Origin of the sequence: Bacillus sp. LNXM12-1, from assembly GCF_003004375.1 — a bacterium.
Taxonomy (GTDB): Bacteria; Bacillota; Bacilli; order Bacillales; family Bacillaceae; genus Bacillus.
Genome location: NZ_PVWX01000002.1, coordinates 461,116 through 483,880, shown reverse-complemented (window position 1 = coordinate 483,880; position 22,765 = coordinate 461,116). Strand labels below are relative to the sequence as shown.

Sequence of the window (22,765 nt, the reverse complement as noted above, 5' to 3'; positions counted from 1 at the left end):
AAGCTGCCGGGATCGGCAGCTTTTTATTTGATCACTGAAATCGTCAGTGTATGCTGTTCATTATCAATGACAAACAAGTTGTTTTCGCCCTTCACTGCGAATTTCGTTTGTTTCTCATTCAGCCAAACGTTCTGTTCTGTCAGTCCAAGTGTTGAAGGAGAGATTGACATGATCTCACGGAATACCATCGTATTCGCTTGACCATTTTGAATGACATAGTCGGCTTTCTCTGTGGTCAATCGTTCAATCATTCCGCCTTGATTACTTTTGATCGAGCTCAGCGTTTGCATTCTTTGCTTAAGCACAGATTCTTCTTTTCCAAGGAAAGAAAGTAAATACTCATACGAGCCTGCAGATGCGGGCGATACATAGGAATTGAACTGACCTGGTCCAATGGATAATGACTTTAATTCTTCTGCATGTTGAAGCCCATCAGCTTTGACAAAATACATCTCTGATGCTGTTTTGATTTGAACGGTTTGTTTATTTTCAGCGACAGCTTGTACTTCTTGCCCAAATGGCAAAGTGACATCTGCCTTCTTTTTCATGGCTTGATCTTTGTACACCGTGAGTGGATCTGCCGTGACAATTGCCTGTCGATCCACCTTTTTCATATCAGGCGCCCCTTTCGATAGCGGGTTCTTTGACTGAGGCGATTCTGTCTTATCTGATGGGATGGCGCCAAACGTCGCCAGTGTACGAAGCGGGCGATCCGAAAACATCGATAAGGCAAGTAAAATAGTTAAAACAGCTATTATCGTCACTTGAAAGGCTGGTCCAAAAAATGAACGTCGTTTTCCGTTCTCATCATATCGAGACACCTTTTCTGTCTTTTTTTGTACGCCTTTACGCCCTTCTTTGTGTTTCAATTGATATTCTTTTTTTTCTTTTTTGGAAAGCTTGTTAAACCATTCAACAAACTCCTTATACTCTTTCACGACCTTCTTCGTATCATCAAACATACGAAGCTCACCATAATGCATCCAAGCCACTCGGTCACAGATTTTTTGAATTTGGCTAATGGAATGGCTGACAAAAAAGATCGTCTTCCCTTGTTCTTTGAATTCTGTGATTCGATCCACGCATTTTTGATAGAAGGTTTGGTCACCAACAGACAATGCTTCATCAATAATCAAGATATCTGGATCGATATGCGCTGAAATGGCGAAGCCAAGACGTGATTTCATTCCGCTTGAGTAGCTCTTCACAGGCTGATCAATAAAGTCACCGATATCCGCAAACTCTACGATTTTTTCATACAGCTCGTCTATCTCTTTATTCGTCAGCCCCATCATTAAGCACTTGAGGCGAATGTTGTCTTTCCCGCTTAATTGGTTGTTCAGCCCTGCCGCAATGGCAATTAACGAAGGCTGTCCGTCCATATCAATTTCACCACTTGTCGGTGGAATGATTTTCGCTAGAAGGTTAGACATCGTTGATTTTCCAGATCCGTTGATCCCTACAAAACCAATCGTCTCGCCTTCATATACATCAAAGGACACATCACGAACAGCAAAGAAACCTTTTTCATTTTTATTAGGAAAAAACAGCCCTTTAATCTTATCTGACTGCTTTTTATATAGGACGTATTGCTTGGATACGTTTCGAAACGAAACCTTTAGTTTCATCGTATAATCTCCTTACTTTTTAAAGAAAATCGACAAATTTATCCCTAAATTTCATATGAAGCAATGAACCGACTGTTAAAAGAAGAAGCGTGATCAGCCAAAAATAAAGCGTATATTTCACATCATGGAAGAACCATTCTCCCTTTAACAAGCTATTTCTAAAACCATCAATAATGTAGAAAAGAGGATTCAATCTTAATATATCCCCGATCCATGCTTTGTCTCCAGTGAGCTTCTCTGAGATATTCCAAAAAATTGGCAGCAAAAAGAAAAGTAAACGTGTCACGGATTGTAAAAGAAATTGATAGTCTCTCACGAGTACGCTAATCGTGGAATTAAACAAACTAAACGAAAACATAAACGCGATCATACAAATAAGATAGTATATATATTGCAGCCAGTGCGCATCAGGATATATGCCATAGGAAATCAGCACAATCAGATAGACACCCATCATGACAAAGTAGCTGAACAAGTTGGACATAATCACCACAGACGGCAGCGCACTAATAGGGAAATTCATTTTCGATACCATATTAATGCGTTTAAACACACTGTTTGATCCATCAAGTATCGTCGGACTAATGAAGAACCAAGGGATTAATCCGGCAAGCATCCAAATGATAAATGGAACTTCCATCCCTCCAATGACAATTGGCTGTCCTCCGCGAATTCCCAGACCAAAAACAAACCAGTAAGCCAGCATTTGAATCAATGGATTTAAAAACTGCCATAAAACACCTAAATAATTCATCTGATATTTTGATTTTGTTTCATAAACAGCAAGTCGCATAATCAGCGGAAATGAGCTAATTTGCTCCTTTAATATCGTCAACATTGCGTTCATTCTAATCTTCCTTAGATATAAGTTTTTGGGATTACTTTTTTAAAAAGCACCGCTCATAATTGTAACAGATAACGATGCACATTTCACCTTATAACAAAAGTCATGCACGTCAAACTAGAAGACAAAAAACCCCTGAATCCTTTCAATCGTTGATTCAGGGGGTCCTAACATATTAGATAATTTGATGTTCTTTTAAGAAATCCGTAATTCTTTTCGTATTCTGATTATCGTTAAAGCTGTTGATTTTCAGATATTTTTCTTTATATTCATCTTCCACAACATACTGACGATCGATCGCATGTTTAACAATCCGAATCAGCTCTTGTGTATTATATGCTATCGGTCCTGGTGCATTTTCATCGTTTACAGGAGGAATCGCCTTATACTGTCTAATCAAGTAATCTTTTTCTTCCCAATAAAAAATAGGATAGGCACCTCTATATTGTGCATCATAAATAGCAGAAGAATAATCAGTGATAAACACTTTTGACACTTTTAGCGCTTCCGATGGGTTATCAGAAATAAGATGTTTATACTGAGGCAGGTTTTGATAAACGTACTGCGAAAATTTGTTATGCGGTACAATTAACAGACGATCAAGAAGACCTGCTTCTTCAAAGCTTTTGATGATTTTGATCAGAACTTTATAGTAAGATGTTTCTTCAATTCTATTCGTATAAATAAGACCCTCTTCCCAATATCGGTAAGTTGGCATAAAGGCGATCTTATCTGCACCGTCTACTAATTTGGCATGATCAAAGGTTGCTAGCCCTGTCAAAATCAAATCCTCACGATCATAGTTCATTTTATAAAATTCACCGGCCTCTAATTCAGAGCTGATGACCGATTTATAAATATTGTATTGATTCTTGTCTTTATGGAATCCAAAGGCCATTGGATTATCAACCGGTTTAGCAAACATAATTCCATGCTGTAAAAAGACGAGTGGAACACTCATGATTCTCTCTCTGAGATGATCAATATATAATCTATCATTCAGAACATGGTTAGATAATTCACTTGATATAAAATAACTGGCATTAAAGATACTTAAATAATGTCTGAGACTATATTTCGGTATGATACCCTTTCCATATTTCGCTTTCAATGCTGGATATGCGCTTGATTTCTTATTAAGAATAAAGTAATTTTTTGAGCCTGTTTGACAATTGTCTTGTACGTAGTCATACACTCTAATAGCTGATTCATCTGCTTTATCACTCTTTTTCTCAAAAAACAAATTCACACCATAATTTTTGTCTTTATAGAATGATGATAGGATACTCGCTATTTTTATTTTCACTTTACTAAATAAAGAATATTCCTGTGAATAAGGAATAATGGTCGATGTCACATTCCCAAATAGATTTGTTCTTAGTACTTGAAGCTTGTCCCCATTCTTTTTCGTGATATATGTTTTGACCTTTTTATCCTTTTTTTTCAACCTTAAACTATGGATAATTCGGTGATCATTTCCTACGAACAAGTTATTGTGGATTCTGCTGTCTAAATCAAGATCATTTAACGAAATTTTAAAGAAACCGTATCTTTTCAGGAATTTAATCTTCCTAAATGGTCTTATAAATTTCGCCAGCTGGTGCTCAGAATTTCTAATGTAAAGATATTCATATTTTTGATCTGAATTATACGCATAATGCGTCAATCTTCCATAAACATAAAAACTATTAAACAAACTAAAGATGCGTAATCTCGACGTATGTTTTGTAACGAGATATGGGTTTCCTCTTACTAAGTAAACGCCATTCGTTCTGACATAGATGTAATATCTTTGTTTATTAATCACCAAGATATTGAGAATATTGTCATCTTTGAACTGCTCCAAGGTATCTTTACCAAAAACTTTAAGCGGCTGATATCTAGGAACGAGTCTAAAGTTGACGATTTTCTTTTGATCCGTCACTTTATTTAAAATTTTGATTTGATTACGATTATTCACAGTCACTTCAATATCTTTATGTTCCTGCATCACATCAAACAAAATTTTCCTTACATTTAGTTCCTTATTCTGACAATCATAGGTAATAACAAAGTGGAAAGCACTGTATTTAATAAAGGAGATATCCACAAATCGTCTACCTACCTTTTTAATGGGCAAATCTATTTTATAATTCCGATTGATCTCATCTACATTCAGCAGCCCTGAAAATAATAACAGTTCCTCTTCGCCGCTGTATAAGCCATAGCGATCTAACCCTAACTGCTTGACATAGATATCATCAAATTGATTATTAATTTCAATGGGAAGTACTTGATCTGGCTGGATCATGTCTGAGCTTTCTTTGACAATATATAAGTTATGATCCTTAGCATAGAGATAGATCATTTCATTAGAATTGTCTATTGTGGATTCAAAAATCATCTGATCCTTTACATTAATTTCGCAAATCCACTTTGATTCATTTACATTTAGCTCTTTAAATTCATAAGTGCACAATTTCTCTATGTTATCAATATATAAAACTAACTTGTTTTCATCTAAATTAAGAATTTCTAAAAAATTATGATAAAGTTTGTACATTGAAGCACCTCTATATTATTTTCAGCAAATTTACATTACCGGATAATCTTATCTAAATTTAGCATGTTTAATGTTAAATTTCTATGTTTTTTTATTTTTACCATAACTTTTAAATATGTGTACAATGGTATGAAAAACACAAAAAAGTACCGTTCAAAAGGCGAAGAACGGTACTTTTTAAACTATTTTTCAGAAAACACTACTTCCACCACACGCTTCGAAGACTCCCCGCTCTCTAGATAGCAGAATTTTTCATAAAACGGTGCGAATGAAGCCGGTAGTGTAAAGGTTGGCTGTTCTGTTTCTCTTACCCAGTCAATGACGCTGGCTGTCTCTTTTACAAGAGGTCCAGGTGCTTCTTGTTCAAAGTCGAAGTAGAAGCCTCTCAGCTTGTCACGATATGTTTCGATGTCTGGTACATAGAACAGCATCGGACGTTTAAGGTTTGCATAATCAAAGAACACAGATGAGTAGTCAGTGATGAGCAGATCAGATATCATATACAGGTCTCTAATGTCTTCGTAATGAGAGAAGTCATAGGCAAAACCTTCATATGGTCCTAAATCAAAGTTTTCAGCGACTAGATAGTGCATACGCAAAATGATGATATATTCGTCTCCGATAGCTGCTCTTAGCTCATGCAGATCAAGGTCTAAATCAAATTTGTACTGCCCTTTTTTATAAAATTGATCGTCTCTCCATGTCGGTGCGTATAAGATCAATTTTTTATCAAGCGGCAGGTTCATTTTTTGTTTGAGTGCTCTCATCGTTTCTTCATTGTTTTGATTATGAAGGAAGTCATTTCTCGGATATCCTGACTCAATCATGGTCTTTTGAAATTGGAATGCACGTGTAAAGATTTCAGTCGAGTAAGCATTTGGAGAAATGAGATAGTCCCAATTCGATGCTTCTTTCGTGAAATTCTTTTTGTATTTCTTCGTGTTTGTTCCAGGCATATGCACCTCGTCCATATCCATCGCAAGTCGTTTTAACGGCGTACCGTGCCATGTCTGCAAGTATGTTGTATGCTCTGGTTTTGGAATCCATAGCGGCAAACGGCTGTTGACGACCCAATACTCGGCTCTTGCCATCGCAAAAATCCATTTCAATGATAGACGGTTGATATAGTAGATGTCCTTTTCCTTGAACGGTGCTTCATGCCCTTTTTTCACACTCCAGATCAACGTATATTCAGGATGATTTTCTTTCATATACTCATAGATCCCACGCGGATTACAGCTGAATTGTTTTCCATTAAAGCTTTCAAAAACAACCGTTTTCTTTTTCACAGACAGCTTACTCGCCATCTTAAAGGTCGTTTGGAAGGTCCTTGTCACAAGGCGGTTACGGACTTTTTTTATTTTACCGATTTTCTTTTTGAACTTCTTCCACTTGCTTTTGACGTAGTACTTCGCTCGTGTTTTCATTGTATAATCATTAATTCGAATGCCAAGCGTTTGTCTCTTTTTCTTTCGATACACCTCATATCGAATCGGTACATCGTTTCGTTTATGAATTTGAACAAGTCCTTTGAGTTTGTTCGAGCGATCTCCAAGCACTAAAGAAGCGGTCGTTAAAGTCTCCTCTACTCCATCTACATCACAAATAAATTCAAGATAGAAGCGATATACAAGGCGGTTGTTTAACGAATATGTCAATTCCTTTAAAGGAACTTCTGCTAGAAATTGATAAAGCTGTGGTACTTGTTGATCATCACGGTATTTGACCACTTCTTCTTTTATTTGGGTCATATTTACCGGAAAACGATGTTCAATTGGTTCTTCACCATTTCTCTTCAATAGAAGCTTTACTTCTTTGATCTCATAAGGATGCTCTGCACTGAGAACGCCTGCATACCCAGTTAAAGATAACGTACATTCTTTGTTGAGCTCGATATGATTGAATTTCACAACCTTTAGCTCACGCTTGATTTTAAACGATGCATTCCCTTTATCCGTACGATACGGGATGACATACAGCATCGCATCTTTATTTTCTAAAAAAGTCAGCTCTGGCTTGTCTATTTCCATTTTTAAACGGCGTTTATAGTATGGCGTCTTCTCTTCTACTTCGGCGTTATCCGTTTCTTTTAGTTCGTCTTCCTCTTCTTCTGTATCAGAATCATAGGCTGAGTCCTCAAGCTCGTCTTCATCCTCTTCTTTGTTTGCGCTTAGATAGTCTGTGACATACAGGTTATATGTCTGGCCCTGCTCTAATGCAAGCGGCAGCGATGATTCACTCAATACGAACTTGAATAGATTCTCTTCCTGATGAACAAGCGGAAGGAAAAGCTCTTGTTTTGATACCCTTTCCCTCATAAACAAATAAAATTCTCTATCTTTTAATGGCATGTCATCGTCGATGCGAATAAGCATTTCTAGTTTCTCATGATGATTTTTTAACCCTTCAACGACACTCTTCTTATGAATTCCCTCTTCAATCATTAATCGTTAATCTCCTCTGTTCAGAAATCTTACCGTTGTGTTGTCACGTTATTTCACTTTCCAAGAATAGTTTCCTTGTTTCGTTTGATACGACCACCCATCGATTGACGATGGTTTATTGGTGAGCAGCTCTCCCTCTACTTCTAGACGCTGCAAAACTTCTTGAAGTTCTTCTGTTTTAAAACGAATGTAAAAATCAACGTATTTTGTTTGGTTGGTTTCAATGTTTTTCTTTGTTTGAAAATGACCAATTGGAAAGCTGACTTGATGGTTTTCATCGATTGTTTGAGATATGATTTCAGCTCCATTGCCTCGATCATATCCTGCGAAATCGATTTGCACATGATCCGCATGGCTCATTTCGTCCTTCAACTCAAGATGAAGATGAAGAACATGATGTTCAGAGCTTAGATCACGCAAAACCCATTTCGTACGCTCCACGATCCTTCTCAGTTCATCTTTTCGCTCACGATTTTCGAGCATATGATGAAGTGCTGTATTCCAAAGAGACATTTCATCAGAAGGTACAAGATAAAAATAGGTTTGTTCTCCCAATACCTTCTCAACATCTACCTTATGCTTAGTATCTCCAAAGAAGATGGCATCCACTTGCTGTTTTCTTATTTGTTTAAATAATTCTCCGTAATGAGAATAGAGTTGATGTGGATCTTCTTCATAATGTGCGTCATGTACAAATGCAGCGTAATACGTTGTTTCAGGCTGATCAATTTTAAACAGGTGGCGGTCCTGATCCCGGTCTTCTGTGATCATTAGTTTCAAACGGTCATTTTGTGTTTGAATACTGGATAACCATAGTTGCTTTATATCCGTTTTCTTTGTAAAAGTTTGAATTCCTGTTTTTTTATACCAATTAATATGCCGAACTGGATTCTTTTTTGCATCTCCTGAGTAGATGATCTCCATATAAATGCCGCCATCGTCATTGATTAGTTCCTCCAAGTATAGAGCACCTGTATGAGGAACAAAGCTTTGTACTCTGCATAAAACGCCCTGCCAATTGTATTCTTCCCTCTTCACTAATTGCTGCTCTTCATTATATTGATCAATATAACAAATAGGGGAAGAAGGCAGTTCATATCTCGTCACCTGTATCATTGATTCATCTGCTGGCATGACTGCTTCATTGATCGAATGAAATGATGTACCGATGATAAATTCCGAGTAACGTCTTTTACTTCCGCTTTCTGGTAGAATATAGTGTTCAAATACATTCAAGATGTCAACTTGGCGAAGAAAGGTCTCCTCCATGCTATGAATATGTTCTTTCACATTTGCATCATAATTCAAAGTTAAAATGGCATTACGTTTATGTTTGTCAGCCAATGGCTTTAATCTCGCTTTTAAAGACTTCGTTAAGCGCTCATCCTGTTTTGGTACATCACCCATGATAAAGTAGTAGTCCATATCAGGCATGTCAACTGATGTCATTGTTTCATGTTGTTGAGGTTGATCCAATGTGTGTTCAACTTTTTTCTTCATCCAATTTTGAAACAAAGGAAGCTCTCCTTAAAAATAATGATAACTTGCTCATTGTATTTTACATGAAAAAGTACTTCTCACCAAAAGATAAGAAGTACTTTTTTTCGATCTATTAAAGTCCAGCGATTTCTTCCTTAATTTGAGTTGTCGAGATGCCTTCTGTTCTCTTCAAGTACACGACTTCGCAATGCTCTTTTAAGAAATCGAATTTACCTTCCCAGTCATCTCCCATGACAAACACATCAATATCGTGCTCCTGCACGTCACGGACTTTTTGATCCCAGCTGTTTTCTGGAATGACTTCGTCTACATAACGAATCGTTTCAAGAATCAGCTTTCGATGCTCGTAGCTATGATAAGCCTTTTTTGATTTTTGTAAGTTAAACTCATCTGTCGAAATGGCCACCACTAAGTAATCTCCAAGCTGCTTTGCACGTTCGAGCAGCTTAATGTGCCCCCAGTGTAATAAATCAAATGTACCGTAAGTAATAACTTTCTTCATTGCAAACATGAACTCCTTTCTTCATTCCTTATTCAACTGCTTTCATGCAGTAATGTTTATCCGTAATCCTATTATCATCGTTCGTATTTTTTCGCTCTTCGGAACCTCATTATATCACAGCGCCCATCAAACGTTAAGCAGATGTAAAGACAAACTATTTCCAATTTATTGGGCGGAGAAGGGAAAGTCCGAAGAATCAATGTTTCTCGCAGCATCCTTCATATGAATTGATGAAAATGTCATGAAATTTAAAGGTTTGTAAAGTTATTGTTAATATTTCATGGAGCATCTGTGATAAAATGATGAGTAGACGAAGAATGAATTTACAATGAACGTTCATAGATAACAAGATGAAAAAGGAGGTCTAAACAATGCAAACAGAAGTGGTCTCTAACCTTTCTTATGTAAACGGCGACCTAGATGAATTTATCAGCTATATGAATCACCATCATATTTCTCAAAGAAGAGGCGCCATGATTGCGACTGTCAATCCAGAGATTGGCTATGCTGTTATGAAGGATCGTGCGTACCATCAAGTCGTCTCTTCTGCGGATTATGTTCTGCCGGATGGTGTAGGCGTCGTCTTGATGTCACGTTTGACACAAAGTCCGCTGAAGTCAAGAATTGCTGGCTTTGATGTCTTCATGTCTATGCTTGATCTAGCAAACAAGCAGTCTAAAAGTATCTTTTTATATGGGGCGAAAAAAGAAGTGCTTGAGGCTGTTAAACAGCGAATTGATACGGAATATCCAAATGTGGTCATCGCGGGCAGCTGTGACGGCTATCAAGCCGATAAACGTTTCGTAGCGAAGCAAATCGCCCGCTCGAAAGCAGATATGGTGTTCGTTGCTTTAGGTTATCCAAATCAGGAGAACTTTATTTATGAATACCGTCATTTATTCCCGCAGGCTGTTTGCATCGGTTTAGGCGGAAGCTTTGATGTATTTAGCGGAACGGTGAAGCGTGCACCACGATGGATGATTAAAACAAATACAGAATGGCTGTACAGACTTGTTGTGAATCCATGGAGATGGAAACGAATGCTGAACATTCCTAAATACGCTTTTGCCGTATTGAAAGAAAACAAAGGAAAAAAACGTTACTATCCTGAGCAAGTAAAGGATCAGACGAAGCAGCTGTGAGAGACTGACCAATGATGAATATACGCTCAATGATCATTTCATGCTATGCAGCTTTCGTTTCTTTAATTGGATGGCTGATGAGCGGCGTGAAACCGCGTGAAAACCAGGTGACGCTGCTTGTTTCATTTCAAGAGAATGCAGCTGCTCTCATTGATACTTATCAACAACAGGCGAACATGACGATGAAGCTTACAGTCCTCTATACGAAGCATGCTTCTGCGATAGAAAAGGACGGGTCTCATCTGTCATTTCGCTATTTTCATGAAAAAAATCCTCTCCATCTCATTCAATGTATTTATACGATGTTTAAAAGCAAGGTTGTCGTGACAGATAATTACTTTCTCATGACAAGTGTACTCAGAAAACGGCCTTCTACCACCTGTATTCAAGTATGGCATGCCAATGGGGCGTTGAAAAAATTCGGTCTTGAAGATGCATCAAATTCGGAACGAAGTCCACGTGATATCAAACGCTTTAAACGAGTCTATGCGTCTTTCGATTATATCGTTACAGGCTCAGATCACATGCGCGAGATTTTCAAGTCTTCGTTTGGGGTCAATGATGAACGTTTTTTACCAACAGGTGTACCGATGACGGATGTGTACTTTGACCAGTGCCTGCCTTCCTTGAAGCCGAATGATTTTCCTAAAGGGAAAAAGATCCTGCTTTATGCACCGACCTATCGAGACTTTGCAATGGACGATCTTGTCCTGCCTTTTTCAAAAGAGCAATTGCAAACAGAGCTAAATGGAGACTATATTCTGCTCGTCAAGCTTCATCCTGCGGTCAAACATTTAGCAAAGGCGGAAACAGACGGTGAATGGATATTTGATGTGTCCGATCAGCCGCTCTATCCATTGCTTTGTACTTGCGATGTACTCATGACAGATTATTCGTCGATTGTGTTTGAATATGCGCTGCTTGAAAAGCCTGTTTTGTTCTTCACTTATGACTTAGACACTTATCGAGCGAAACGCGGCTTAGTCGATCGGTATGAGGACATCATTCCTGGAAAGGCTTGCGTCACTCAAGACATGCTCTTGAAGGAGCTGCTTCATCTAAACGAATCAGATCACAGAGAACGAATCAAAACCTTCGCTGAGGAATGGAACCAATATTCAAAGGGCGAGTCTAGTCAGCAGCTCCTATCATTTATTGAACAGCAGCTCTTACACAAAAAACGTCCGGCTTCTCATTAGGAAGCACGGACGTTTTTTTATTTGTTATAAACCGGGATGTCGTAATACAGCGTATAGTTATCAAGTAAGTTATACAAGCTATACATACGAGTGACTTGCTTATAAGCCCAGCCAATATCTGTTGCATATTGATGAGTCGCTGCACTAGACCAGCGCATTTTATAAATCGTATCTTGTTTGTATGTGGCGTGATTGATATAGCTGTTTCCAATGAATTTTGCCCCGCCAATAATCGCTGCCTCTGGCGTGAACCATTGTTGTTCATACGCATACTTTGCACCGAGGTAATTCGGATTGCTGTCGTATGCGCCAATGCCATACATGTTATATACTTTCTTCCCATTAAACATCGTACCATTCGCTAAAATCGAACTTCCGTTACCCGTTTCAAGCAACGCATGAGAAATGAGATAAATTTCGTTGATATGATACGTTTTCGCTGCCGTAATAAAGGCTTGTCCTTTACCTGCAAGAATCCCTTTACCTGCTAGAATTTTGGAATTGACTTCTGCCGGATTGAGATTCGCAGCTTCAGAGAGTTTCAGAAATTGAAAATAAGATTGAGTGCCCTCAGCAATATTGGCTGGGTCTACATATTTTTGCACCTCTGCTGAACTTGCATTTCTCCAGCCCAAGCTGATCTTGATCCAGTTTCCTTCTTTCCCAAGCTGTCTTACTTTTGTTCCTTTGTTCAGCTGCGCCACGATGTTGCTTGCAGAGCTCGAATCAGGTGTAGAACGAACATTTAAGCCGTCTGTATTCACAGTTGACGTCGCCGGGTCTACATATGCTGCATAGACATAGGCTGCACCGTCTGTCTGTGGTGACACCTTCATTTGCTTGTTCACCATCTCATTGACAGTGAGGTTGTAGTTCGTTTGCATGACCATTGGGCCATTTTTGATTTTTACGGCTGTGGCTGTCCAGCCATATTGGCTTTTCACAAAAGCAATCGCCGCATTTACAGTTGGTAATCCTGTGAATTGCTGCGTAATGTTGATTTTGTAGGTTGGTTTCGTTGTTGTTTTATAAGCAGCTGGTTCATTCCGTTTTTTGAAAAAAGCCAGGCCTTGGTCGCGCAATGCAGCTGTGGAAATGACACCGGTTTTAATCTGATATTGACCATAATCAGTTGTACCTGTTTTTTGAGCAGCTGCTTTCATTTTTTGTTTCGTTAAATAGCTTAACGCTTGATTCAGTTTTGTCTGATTCACCGTCGGCTCTGTCGTGATCCGGTATTGCTTAACCGCTTCTGTCAGCGTTTTTGTACTGCTGGCAACGCCATTTTTCTTGATAATCTCTTGAGCCTGTTTGACTTTACTTTGCTCATATACAGGTGTTGTCTTGAGACTATACGTTTTGCTGACAGCTTGTCCCTTACCTGTTGTGATGCTGCTTGTCACCTTCTGCGTTTTTAAATATGCGGCACCTTTATTTATTTTGGCTTGCTCCGCTGATTGATTGACGACAAGTCGATACGTGCTGTCAGATACCTTACCTGTTTTTTTCGTTGTCGCAGATACCTTTTTCTTTTGGAAGAAAGCCGCTGCTTTTTTCGCTTGATCATCTCCTAATAGGTTTCCAGTCACTACTTGATATGGCTGTGTAGAAGAGATCTTTTTGGATGTGTAGCGCCATTTCTTTTTCTTGAAAAAGGCTACCGTTTTTCCGTATGCTGTATCGTTCAGTTGATTGAGTTTCACGATATAATTTTTTGTTTTTCCCACTCGCTGCACAGTCCCTGCAGCGCCGGTTTGTTTCTTGATCTGACCCGCAGCTGAGGTTGCTTGTTTGTTGTCTTTGAAATAGCCTGATTCCAAGCGATAAACATTTTTTAAAGCGCCTGTCTTTTGAATCTTCCCGCTGATCTTTGCTTCTCTTTGCAGCTGGGTAAGGAGCGTCTGTGCTTTTGACTGGCTGGCTTGTGCAGCTGATGTGACGATGTAATATGGCTTGCCTGCTGTCACCGTTTGAAGCACTGCTTTTAAACCAGACTCCTTTTGAAAGCCTTGCAGGATGGTATTCGCCTTACTTTGCCCAACGATACCGCCTGAAATCAGCTGATACACAGCGCCAGCTTTGTTTTCAGTTTGGTATGTACTGGTGACACCGGCCTGCTTTTGTAATTCGGTTTGAATATTTTTGACTTTCGTTTCAGAATCAATGGTTCCTGATATGACCTGATAAGAAGGTCTGCTTTGATTGATGACTTCATAGGTGCTATTGAGCCCTGATGTTTTCGTTAGCTCGAGCGAGAGCTTTTTTGCCTGAGCTTCATCATTGACTGGGTCAGATATGACCTTTTGTAAAGGCAGGCGGTCACCTACTGGAGACACCGTACCGCTCATGCCCGTCTCTTTTTTTAATGCAGCTGCACTTGCACTCGCTGCTGTTTGCGACTCATATCCTGAGGCAGTGAGCTGATAGGTCGACGTGTTTCCTGAGGTTTGATAAGTGGCTGTCCACTTTTTGTCCTTCTTCAATGTTTCCACTGCTTTTTTCACTTCTGATTCTGTTGTAAATACCTTTGAGGTGTTCATCGTATAAATGGATTGATCGACATAGGAGGCTGCTTGCGCTTCTTTGCCCGTCTGTACTGTCATACCAAAGGCAGCTGCGAGTAACATAATCTTGATGGTTTTTTTCACGTTCCCTGTCCCTCTCTTAACTTTGCATAATAGTCTACTAATCTCTTTATCGACAAAAACAAGTACTCTTTCAAGTCATTTATGCAATAGAAAAATAGAGGACCCCTTCGAAGTCCTCTTTTCCTTTATATATGCGACACAATCAGTTCACAAGTTCCTTCAATTGAGAAGCTCCCTGTTTCAGCCGGCAGGATAAAATGAGCTCCTTTAGGCAGTGGATATGTATGTCCATCATGCGTTAAAGACCCTTCTCCATGAATTACACTGCACAGCAAAAACGGATAATCTTGCGAAAGCTCTACTGTTTGATCAATTTCCCATTTATACACAGAGAAATACTCTGCTTCAACAAAAGTTCGAATGGTCAGCCCACGGCGTGTTTCAACTGATTCATCTGTATAACCGTCTACATGAGGAACCGTTGTGACATCAATGGCTTGCACAAAATGAAGTTCACGTTCATTGCCATCCTGATCTTTTCGTTCATAATCATATACCCGATAGGTTGTGTCTGAGCTTTGCTGCGTTTCAAGGACAAGCGTTCCTTCGCACAGCGCATGAATGGTTCCGCTTGGCACATAATAAAAATCACCAGGCTTAATCTTCACACGACGCAAAAGACCTTCCCAATCTCCACTGTTCATCATGGTCACAAGCTCAGTTCTTGTTCTTGCATTGTGCCCATAGATCATTTCTGCTCCTTCTTTGCAGTCAATGATATACCAGCACTCTGTTTTTCCAAGCTCTCCATTTTCATGTCTTTCCGCATAATCATCATCCGGATGAACTTGAACGGACAAGTCTTGGTTTGCATCTAAAATTTTGGTTAACAGCGGGAATCGATCGCCTTCTATTCCCCCGAACAATTCTCTGTGATTGTCCCATAGTTCGATCAGCGTTTTCCCTTTATATGGACCGTCTTGCACGACACTTGGTCCGTTTGGATGAGCAGAAATTGCCCAGCATTCTCCCGTTTGATCAGAAGGAATATCATAGCCAAATTGATCCCTTAAGGCTGTACCTCCCCATATTCTCTCCTTCAATTCAGGCAGTAAAAATATTGGTGACTGCTTCATTCAGGATGACTCCTCCCTTTGCTACCCTTTGATAATCCTTGCCAAGCTTGATGAAAACTAGCAAGTCTCAACTTTTATTATGACGCTATCTAAAGAGAAGTCAATCCTTTCAGTACACCAAATGAAAACGATAACACAAAAATATTTCATCCTTTGACAGAGCCTGCGAGAAGCCCTTTGACAAAGTATTTTCCGAGCAGAATATAGACCAAAAGTGTCGGCAGTGCGGCCAATATCGCCCCTGCCATTTGGACGTTCCATTGCACAATTTGACTGCCTGATAGATTTTGCAAGGCGACCATCACCGGCTGATGCTCCGCAGTGGTCATCGTGACTGCAAATAAGAACTCATTCCACACATTTGTGAACTGCCAAATGGCGACCACAACAAACCCTGTGATCGAAAGCGGAAGAATCATATGTCTGAAAATCCCGATAAACCCTGCGCCATCCATTTTTGCCGATTCAATCATTTCATCAGGGATGCTCACATAGAAGTTTCGGAACATGAGCGTTGTGATCGGGAGTCCATATACGACATGGACAAGCACCAGACCTGGAATCGAATTATACAATCCGACTTCACGCAAAAATTGAATGAGTGGTATGAGGATACTTTGATATGGAATAAACATCCCAAACAGCATCAGCGTAAAGACCACTTCTGACCCTTTGAAACGCCATTTTGATAGGACATAGCCATTCATCGCTCCTAGTACAGCTGACAATAAGGTAGCCGGAATGACAAGATAAAGTGAATTCATTAAATTGGGCGCTAGCTTTTCAAATGCGATTTGATAGCTTGAAAAATCGAGTGTTGATGGCAGCGCCCACATTTTCTCAAGGGTCACTTCACCTAATGGCTTCAAGCTTGTGACGAGCATGACATAGACTGGCATCAGAAAAAAAAGACTGCACAAAATCAATAAAGCATAAAGGACTGGACGGACAAACCATCTGGCTGTCATGATGACGCCCCCTTCCGGCTCGACAGGAGATACGGCACGATAAAGACAGCAACAGAGATCAGCATAACAATCGCAATGGCGGCACCGCCTGCATAATGGTTTCCTCTAAAGGTCATTTCAAACATGTAAACGCCCGGAACATCTGTGACAAAGTTTGCACCCGGTCCTGTCATCGAGTAAATCAAATCGAAAATCTTTAATGAAATATGAGCCATGATGATAATGACACTTGCAGTAATCGGTTTCAATAGAGGAAAAATAATCTTCCGGTAAATCTGCCATTCGGTTGCGCCATCCATTCTAGCAGCCTCTCTTACTTCCTCTGGAATTCCTCTCAAACCCGCCAAATACATCGCTAGAGAAAATCCAGTCATCTGCCAAACCGCTGCAATCACGACTGCAATCATTGCCGCAGGGACACCAAACTCAATTTTCCCCCAGACAAATCCGGCTAAAATGTTCGTATCCGTGTACCACTTAGGCTGGATACCAAGCGTTTTTAAAAACAGATTCACCCCAGTTGACGGGTTTAAAATCCATTGCCAGACGACCCCTGTCACAACGAAGGAAAGGGCCATCGGAAAGAAAAATAAATTCCGAAATAGAGATTCACCCTTGATCTTCTGATCTAGTAAAATCGCAAGTGCGAGTCCAGAGGCAATGACGGCTCCAATAAAAAATAGAGTAAAAAAGACCGTATTTCGAAGATCTGACTGAAAGCGGAAATCTTGAAACAGCATGATATAATTTTGAAGACCTGCAAAAGAGAAATTCGGAACAAGCGAGGTCCAGTTTGATAATGACACATACCCTGTCCAGCCAATAAAGCCGTAAACAAAGATGAATAATAAAACAGCCGACGGGGTTAAAAATAGCAGCGCAAGCAGCTGATCCCCATTCCATTTTTTCCGAACACGTTTGACTTTAGGTGTTGCTGCTTTTGTGATCGGCGATGTGTCCATGCGCATGAAGCTACACTCCTTTTCAAAAAAGAGGCGGTGCTTAGCCGCCTCCTCGTCTTTATTTCATTGCATCTTTTAAAGATGAAACAAACTGGCTGCTGTCTTTTTGCGTGACGAAGATATTCACGGCTTGATTCGCTTTTGTCACAAACCCTTCTTCAGCAGCTGAACCATGTGCGAGAGACGGCGCCAGCTTTGATTCTTTAAATGCCTTCATCGCCGATTTTCCGTATTCATCATATTTAGAAACATCTGCATCCACACGTGCCGGAATCGATCCCTTTAGCGGATTAAATGCATCCTGTCCTTCCACAGATCCTAAAACAGATAAGAATTTCTTCACGTTTTCTGGCTGTTTCACGCCCTTTGGCAGTCCGAATGTATCGGTGATCACCATAAAGCTTCCCTCGGTTCCAGGAGTCGCCGCGTATCCAAAGTCTTGATTCACCTTCAGATCGAGATCATTCACAAAGTACCCCTTTGCCCAGTCGCCCATGACATTCATTGCTGCTTCCCCTTTTGCCACGAGCTGCGAGGCATCCTGCCAGTTACGGGAGCTGTGATCATCATTGACGTATTCGAGCATACGCCCAAAGATGTCTGCCGCTTCCTTCACTTTTGCGTCATCCATTTTCATGTCGCCAGCCCAAAGTTTTTGATATCCGTCAGCGCCTAAAACGCCGAGCAGCACACTCTCAAACAAATGCGTCGCTGCCCAAGGCTCTTTATCACCAAGTGCAAGCGGTGTAATGCCTTTTTTCTTTAAGGCATCTGCTGTTTTGAAAAATTCATCAAAGGTCGTTGGCGGCTCTAAGCCTGCATCATCAAATACCTTCTTGTTATACCAAAGCACATTGCCTCGGTGAATATTCACTGGTACTGAATAGATTTTCCCATCTTTGCTGACAAGGTCGATGAGTGATTCCGGAAATTTGTCCTTCCAGCCTTCTTTTTCATATAGATCATCCAGCGGCTCCATTTTGCCTGCTGCGACCCAGCTCTCATTCAGCTCCGCTCCGCCATGTACTTGGAACGTAGCTGGCGGGTCATTCCCTTGCATCCGGCTAGTCAAAACAGCCTTTGCATTTGTACCAGCACCACCTGCGACAGCTGCATTTTCGATTGGGATGTCTTTATTTTTCTCTTCAAACAATTGAATGAGTGCTTTCAGTCCGTCCTCCTCACCTGCTCCAGTCCACCAAGAGAAAATGTCTAGTTTCTCTGCTCCGCCCTCTTTTTTTGCATCTGAGTTGGTCGATGAACTACAGGCAGTGACGATAAGCATACAGAGCGCTAACAGCGTAAAACCTAATTTGAACTTCATGATTGATCCCCCATCCCCATTTTGTAAGCGTTATCAAAATAAGTATAATGGCAGATCCTCGCTTTTTTTCAGCAAACTTCTTCACTTTTTTATGAAATTCTTCACTTTTTTACGGTCTGTTTTCGATATTCCTTCGGTGAACAGCCGACCATCTTCTTAAACACACGGCTGACGTAATTGGGGTCTGTATATCCTGCCTGATAGGTAATTTCTTTTAAACTAAGCGAGCTGTCTTTGAGAAGCTTTTTGATTTTATCCAGCCGGCAGGTTGTCACATACTCTTTAAATGTCAGCCCTGTCTCGTCTTTAAAGCGCTTTGTGAAATAGGTTGGACTTAAATCAACATAGGCGGCAGTCTGCTCAAGCGTGATCTGTTCACAAAAATGCGTTTTGATGTAGCGTTTTGCCCGCTCAATGTCATTCACGGTCTGGGTTCTCGCTTCGTACACGTCAAATAAGTGTTCACAGCACTCACGGCATTCAGCTGCGGTGCTGATCGTTAATATTGGCCAGTCTGTTCGGAGCCGTGATTTAAATAAAATCAGCAGCTCTTTTAGTTGTGAAATGGTCGCTCCCTCCAGTTCAAATGCATCGAATAAAGCCAGCGCATCCTCTCTTCTCCCTTCTTCCATTGCCTGCATCATATCGTCTGCAAGCTCCGGCAGATGGATCAATGGATGGGACTGTTCTTCTGTTTGGTAAAAACCATAACGAACAACGCCGGGACTCTTTTTTCGCTGATAATAGGAAAGCTTCGCCTCTGCTGCACTTTTCTGAAGATAAAGCGGGTTTGAGACCGGGTGTCCCATGCCAACGACAGGTGAAGGCTGATCGATTGTTGTGGCAGTTCGAATCGCATGTAGGACATCTGCCTTTAACTGACCAGGCGCTTGGTGGCGATAAATGAGACATGTAAACAGCTCACCACTCACCTGAATCGGTACCGTATGAAAAAGGGGAGATGTCTGTAAATCAATCAACAGTTGATCCCCGATTGTCCGCTGAACAGCGATGACAAGACCTGCTTCATATTCGTGAAACATTTGTTGAAACTCCGTGGAGGTATAGGACTGACCATTTATGACATGAGCTTCGAGCCACTTTGACTGCTGACCAGCCGCCACCGCCTGCCGCTGAGACGCCTCCTGCTGAATCTCTGCCGCAACCGTTCGAATGGCGGCGATGGTTTCATCTTTGTCAGCCGGTTTAACGAGATATTGCTTCACCCCTTCCTGCATCGCTTGCTTGGCATAATCGAACGTATCGTACGCTGTCAGCATAATAAATTTTGTATGAGGACTGCTCGCTTTGATCTGCTTGATCGCTGTCAATCCGTCCATTCCAGGCATCTGAATATCCATGAGCACAAGATGAACGGGCTCAGTTCGCACGAATTCAACCGCCTTCTTTCCATTTTCAGCTTCTCCTGCTATATGACACTCTGGAAGCCAATCGGTCATGAATTTCCGCATCGCTAGTCGTTCTATTTTTTCATCATCCACAATCAGCACGTTCAGCATGCCGGTCCCTCCTTCATCGGAATAGCCAATTGAATGGTGGTGCCTTCGTTTGGCTTTGAATCAATTTGTAGGGCATCTTTTACCCCGTAAAACAAATGCAGCCTTGACATCACATTTCGAAGACCGATCCCTGTCGAGTGCCCTTTACTCAAGGTGTTTGGACTTTCCTCTTCTTTTTCTGATAGCAATCTCCTTATCTCTTGTTCATTGATCCCCATCCCATTGTCCCGAATCCGAATCATCACATAGCCGCCTTCTTGATAGATCGAGAGTTCGACAAGCCCGTCTTCCTCCTTTGGTTCAACGCCATGAATAAAGGCATTTTCGACAAGCGGCTGTAAGGTGAGACTTGGGATATGTACAGATAAACATGATTCATCTATGGTCGTTTTGCATGTAATACGATCGGCAAATCTTGTTTCTTGTATATGAAAATATTCTTTGACCACTTTTACTTCTTGCTCCAACGTAACAGATGCACTGAGAGCTGACAGCGAATACCGCATCAACGTGGAAACGGATTGGATCAACCTCGATGTGGCATCCGCTGATTCTAAGTAAGCCATGCGTGAGACGATGTTTAATGTATTAAATAAAAAATGTGGATTCATTTGGTTTTGCAGCGTTTTCAGCTTCATGTCTTTGATTTTTTGATTTAAGGCTGCCTTTTGTTTCATCTCTTCAATCATCATTTTCATCTCTTGACGCATTCGCTGAAAGGCCTCATTTAATACAGAAATTTCATCCTTTGAGGTGACATGCAAGTCCGCTCCATCAAAATTCCCTTCTGATACTTCCTTTACGCTTCGAGACAGATGGACGATCGGCCTTGATATCCCTCCAGCAATCATATACGCCATCCATAATGCGACCCCAATGGATAGCGTAAACAAACATAAGGTAAAGAGTGCATAGGTTTGGTGTCTTTTTTGCAGAGATTGATAGAGTACTTGATACTCAGACAATTCATCATCAAGCAGGGTCATCGTTTGCTCTTGTATGTAGGAGGAGACGGTTCTCACCTCCTTTACACTTGCTGCATATTCTTTGATTTTCCCTTCTTTTACATGTGTCATGGTCGCATCACTTTCATTGATGAGCGTCCGCATCATATATTGGTATTTTTCAATAGAAGGAATCGCCGCATGAAGCCCGGCATCCTTTCGCAATGCCTGATCATAGGATTTCATTTTCTGTTTTGAGGCCAGATATTCTTTGGCAAACTGCCGATCCTTTTCAATCGCATACGCATTGACCTTTTCATACATCGTTTTTGCCTCTGTCGATATATCATTGAGCAGGAGAAAAGAACGAAAGCTTCTGCTATATTCTGATGTGATATTCGAGCTGCTCCAATAGACGAAAAAAGCGGCCACGTTGCCAAGGAGCACAAGGATTAAAAATGCCAATAACAGCTTACTTCGAATCCTTCTCATGGCTGCACACCCTGCTTTCTGTCTGTTTGCTGCAGAGGCAGATCCTCGCGCCGAATCACACTCGTTCCTGTGTACTGGAGTGGTTCTTCTTTTTCACCTTTCTGCAAACGCACAAGCGATTCCACTGCTTGATAGCCCATTTCATAAGGATGCTGAACAACCACTGCATCAATCTTTCCATCATCGAGCGCCTGAATCGTATCTGGCAATGTGTCAAATGCGAGCACATAAAAATCTGTGGGCGATCGATATTGTGCTGTTGCTTGAATGATGCCTGCACCATCTAATGCACTCGTGCCGTAAAATGCGGTGAGCTTCGCATGATCGTTTAATAGTTTATACGCGGCACCGGAGGCCCCTGACTTCGTAATGGCTGATTCTTCTATTCCAGCAATATGAATACGTTTTTCAGCGGCGACGGCATCTCTAAATCCTTTGACACGCTGCTTTTGATGAACGGCATCAAGCCTGCCTGTGACAATTCCTACATACTGTTCGCCTTTTGTATCTGCGATGAGTGCCTGTCCTGCGATAAAGCCTGAATAATAATTGTCCGTGCCTACATACACTTGACGCTTGCTCCCCTCTGCATCCGTATCGACGGTGACAACATCAATGCCTTTTTCCCTCGCCTTCTGAAAAAGCGGTTTGTATTTTTTCGCATCAAGTCCCTGTGTCATAATGCCATCGACATGCCCTGCGATCGCCATATCAATGGTTTTCAGATGATCGTCTATATCTGCTTGCTTCGGACCCAAATATTCTAGATACACGTGATGAACGGCTGCCGCATCAGCAGCTCCCCTTTGTACCAGCTGCCAATATTCATTATCAAGTTCCTCCGGTACAAGGACAAAGTGATATTGATAGGTTGATGACGCTTTTTCGGAAGCGCTTTCAATTTTAAATAAATCTTGACCTAATAATGTTAAAAAAATGACAGATACGACACAAAAAGTGAGAAAGGCACCTATCCCGATCCACTTTAATCTTTTCACCACATCCTCCCCCTTTCAAATATTGCGCATAA

16 protein-coding genes are annotated in these 22,765 nt (G+C 40.9%); 2 read left to right on the top strand and 14 right to left on the bottom strand.

Annotated elements, in window-relative coordinates:
• Positions 1-23 precede the first annotated feature (23 nt).
• The 6 genes from tagH to tagD all read right to left on the bottom strand — a co-directional run bounded on the left by tagH (position 24) and on the right by tagD (position 9,460).
• Positions 24-1,628 (bottom strand): teichoic acids export ABC transporter ATP-binding subunit TagH, encoded by a 1,605-nt coding sequence (tagH, locus tag C6Y07_RS09925; RefSeq protein WP_106156644.1) that lies wholly within the window; start codon positions 1,626-1,628, stop codon positions 24-26.
• A gap of 19 nt (positions 1,629-1,647) precedes the next feature.
• Positions 1,648-2,475, bottom strand: a complete 828-nt coding sequence (locus C6Y07_RS09920) for an ABC transporter permease (protein WP_060597419.1) — start codon at positions 2,473-2,475, stop codon at positions 1,648-1,650.
• 172 nt (positions 2,476-2,647) lie between these two features.
• Positions 2,648-5,014, bottom strand: coding sequence for a CDP-glycerol glycerophosphotransferase family protein (locus C6Y07_RS09915; protein ID WP_106156642.1), 2,367 nt, complete (start codon positions 5,012-5,014; stop codon positions 2,648-2,650).
• A gap of 182 nt (positions 5,015-5,196) precedes the next feature.
• Entirely contained in the window at positions 5,197-7,458 is a 2,262-nt protein-coding gene (locus C6Y07_RS09910; protein ID WP_106030573.1) for a CDP-glycerol glycerophosphotransferase family protein, read from the bottom strand.
• Positions 7,459-7,506: 48 nt separating this feature from the next.
• Entirely contained in the window at positions 7,507-8,973 is a 1,467-nt protein-coding gene (locus C6Y07_RS09905) for an alpha-glucosyltransferase N-terminal domain-containing protein (protein WP_106156640.1), read from the bottom strand.
• 97 nt (positions 8,974-9,070) lie between these two features.
• Positions 9,071-9,460 carry a glycerol-3-phosphate cytidylyltransferase gene (gene tagD / locus C6Y07_RS09900; RefSeq protein ID WP_008343212.1) on the bottom strand — a complete coding sequence of 130 codons (390 nt, stop codon included), beginning with the start codon at positions 9,458-9,460 and terminating at the stop codon, positions 9,071-9,073.
• Positions 9,461-9,831: 371 nt separating this feature from the next.
• On the opposite strand from tagD, the gene C6Y07_RS09895 reads away from it, so the two are divergent.
• Both C6Y07_RS09895 and C6Y07_RS09890 read left to right on the top strand, forming a co-directional pair.
• Entirely contained in the window at positions 9,832-10,602 is a 771-nt protein-coding gene (locus C6Y07_RS09895; RefSeq protein ID WP_106156638.1) for a WecB/TagA/CpsF family glycosyltransferase, read from the top strand.
• A gap of 11 nt (positions 10,603-10,613) precedes the next feature.
• Positions 10,614-11,801 carry a CDP-glycerol glycerophosphotransferase family protein gene (locus tag C6Y07_RS09890; protein WP_106030575.1) on the top strand — a complete coding sequence of 396 codons (1,188 nt, stop codon included), beginning with the start codon at positions 10,614-10,616 and terminating at the stop codon, positions 11,799-11,801.
• Between the two features lie 17 nt (positions 11,802-11,818).
• On the opposite strand, the gene C6Y07_RS09885 is transcribed toward C6Y07_RS09890, so the two are convergent.
• The 8 genes from C6Y07_RS09885 to C6Y07_RS09850 form a co-directional block, all read right to left on the bottom strand.
• The gene (locus tag C6Y07_RS09885; protein ID WP_106156636.1) at positions 11,819-14,449 is read right to left on the bottom strand and encodes a glucosaminidase domain-containing protein; all 2,631 of its coding nucleotides are present in this window, start codon (positions 14,447-14,449) and stop codon (positions 11,819-11,821) included.
• Between the two features lie 125 nt (positions 14,450-14,574).
• Positions 14,575-15,525, bottom strand: coding sequence for a mannose-6-phosphate isomerase, class I (gene manA / locus C6Y07_RS09880; RefSeq protein ID WP_066031653.1), 951 nt, complete (start codon positions 15,523-15,525; stop codon positions 14,575-14,577).
• A 146-nt stretch (positions 15,526-15,671) separates the two neighbouring features.
• A complete protein-coding gene (locus tag C6Y07_RS09875) occupies positions 15,672-16,493 on the bottom strand; it encodes a carbohydrate ABC transporter permease (protein WP_050944374.1) in 822 nt (273 codons plus the stop codon).
• A complete protein-coding gene (locus tag C6Y07_RS09870; RefSeq protein WP_181185425.1) occupies positions 16,490-17,461 on the bottom strand; it encodes a carbohydrate ABC transporter permease in 972 nt (323 codons plus the stop codon). Before C6Y07_RS09870 ends, C6Y07_RS09875 begins: the two co-directional genes overlap by 4 nt.
• Before the next feature lie 52 nt (positions 17,462-17,513).
• Complete coding sequence (locus C6Y07_RS09865) at positions 17,514-18,779, bottom strand: ABC transporter substrate-binding protein (protein WP_066031652.1); 1,266 nt, start codon at positions 18,777-18,779, stop codon at positions 17,514-17,516.
• A 101-nt stretch (positions 18,780-18,880) separates the two neighbouring features.
• Complete coding sequence (locus C6Y07_RS09860) at positions 18,881-20,299, bottom strand: response regulator (protein WP_106156634.1); 1,419 nt, start codon at positions 20,297-20,299, stop codon at positions 18,881-18,883.
• Complete coding sequence (locus C6Y07_RS09855; protein WP_106156632.1) at positions 20,293-21,735, bottom strand: sensor histidine kinase; 1,443 nt, start codon at positions 21,733-21,735, stop codon at positions 20,293-20,295. Before C6Y07_RS09855 ends, C6Y07_RS09860 begins: the two co-directional genes overlap by 7 nt.
• Positions 21,732-22,733, bottom strand: coding sequence for a sugar-binding protein (locus C6Y07_RS09850; RefSeq protein ID WP_066031649.1), 1,002 nt, complete (start codon positions 22,731-22,733; stop codon positions 21,732-21,734). Before C6Y07_RS09850 ends, C6Y07_RS09855 begins: the two co-directional genes overlap by 4 nt.
• Between the last annotated feature and the right edge of the window lie 32 nt (positions 22,734-22,765).

Excerpts from the sequence above, each read along its gene's own strand:
- tagH (WP_106156644.1), bottom strand. The coding sequence starts at position 1,628 with ATGAAACTAAAGGTTTCGTTTCGAAACGTATCCAAGCAATACGTCCTA.
- C6Y07_RS09920 (WP_060597419.1), bottom strand. The coding sequence starts at position 2,475 with ATGAACGCAATGTTGACGATATTAAAGGAGCAAATTAGCTCATTTCCG.
- C6Y07_RS09915 (WP_106156642.1), bottom strand. The coding sequence starts at position 5,014 with ATGTACAAACTTTATCATAATTTTTTAGAAATTCTTAATTTAGATGAA.
- C6Y07_RS09910 (WP_106030573.1), bottom strand. The coding sequence starts at position 7,458 with ATGATTGAAGAGGGAATTCATAAGAAGAGTGTCGTTGAAGGGTTAAAA.
- tagD (WP_008343212.1), bottom strand. The coding sequence starts at position 9,460 with ATGAAGAAAGTTATTACTTACGGTACATTTGATTTATTACACTGGGGG.
- C6Y07_RS09895 (WP_106156638.1), top strand. The coding sequence starts at position 9,832 with ATGCAAACAGAAGTGGTCTCTAACCTTTCTTATGTAAACGGCGACCTA.
- C6Y07_RS09890 (WP_106030575.1), top strand. The coding sequence starts at position 10,614 with ATGATGAATATACGCTCAATGATCATTTCATGCTATGCAGCTTTCGTT.
- manA (WP_066031653.1), bottom strand. The coding sequence starts at position 15,525 with ATGAAGCAGTCACCAATATTTTTACTGCCTGAATTGAAGGAGAGAATA.
- C6Y07_RS09875 (WP_050944374.1), bottom strand. The coding sequence starts at position 16,493 with ATGACAGCCAGATGGTTTGTCCGTCCAGTCCTTTATGCTTTATTGATT.
- C6Y07_RS09870 (WP_181185425.1), bottom strand. The coding sequence starts at position 17,461 with ATGCGCATGGACACATCGCCGATCACAAAAGCAGCAACACCTAAAGTC.
- C6Y07_RS09865 (WP_066031652.1), bottom strand. The coding sequence starts at position 18,779 with ATGAAGTTCAAATTAGGTTTTACGCTGTTAGCGCTCTGTATGCTTATC.
- C6Y07_RS09860 (WP_106156634.1), bottom strand. The coding sequence starts at position 20,299 with ATGCTGAACGTGCTGATTGTGGATGATGAAAAAATAGAACGACTAGCG.
- C6Y07_RS09855 (WP_106156632.1), bottom strand. The coding sequence starts at position 21,735 with ATGAGAAGGATTCGAAGTAAGCTGTTATTGGCATTTTTAATCCTTGTG.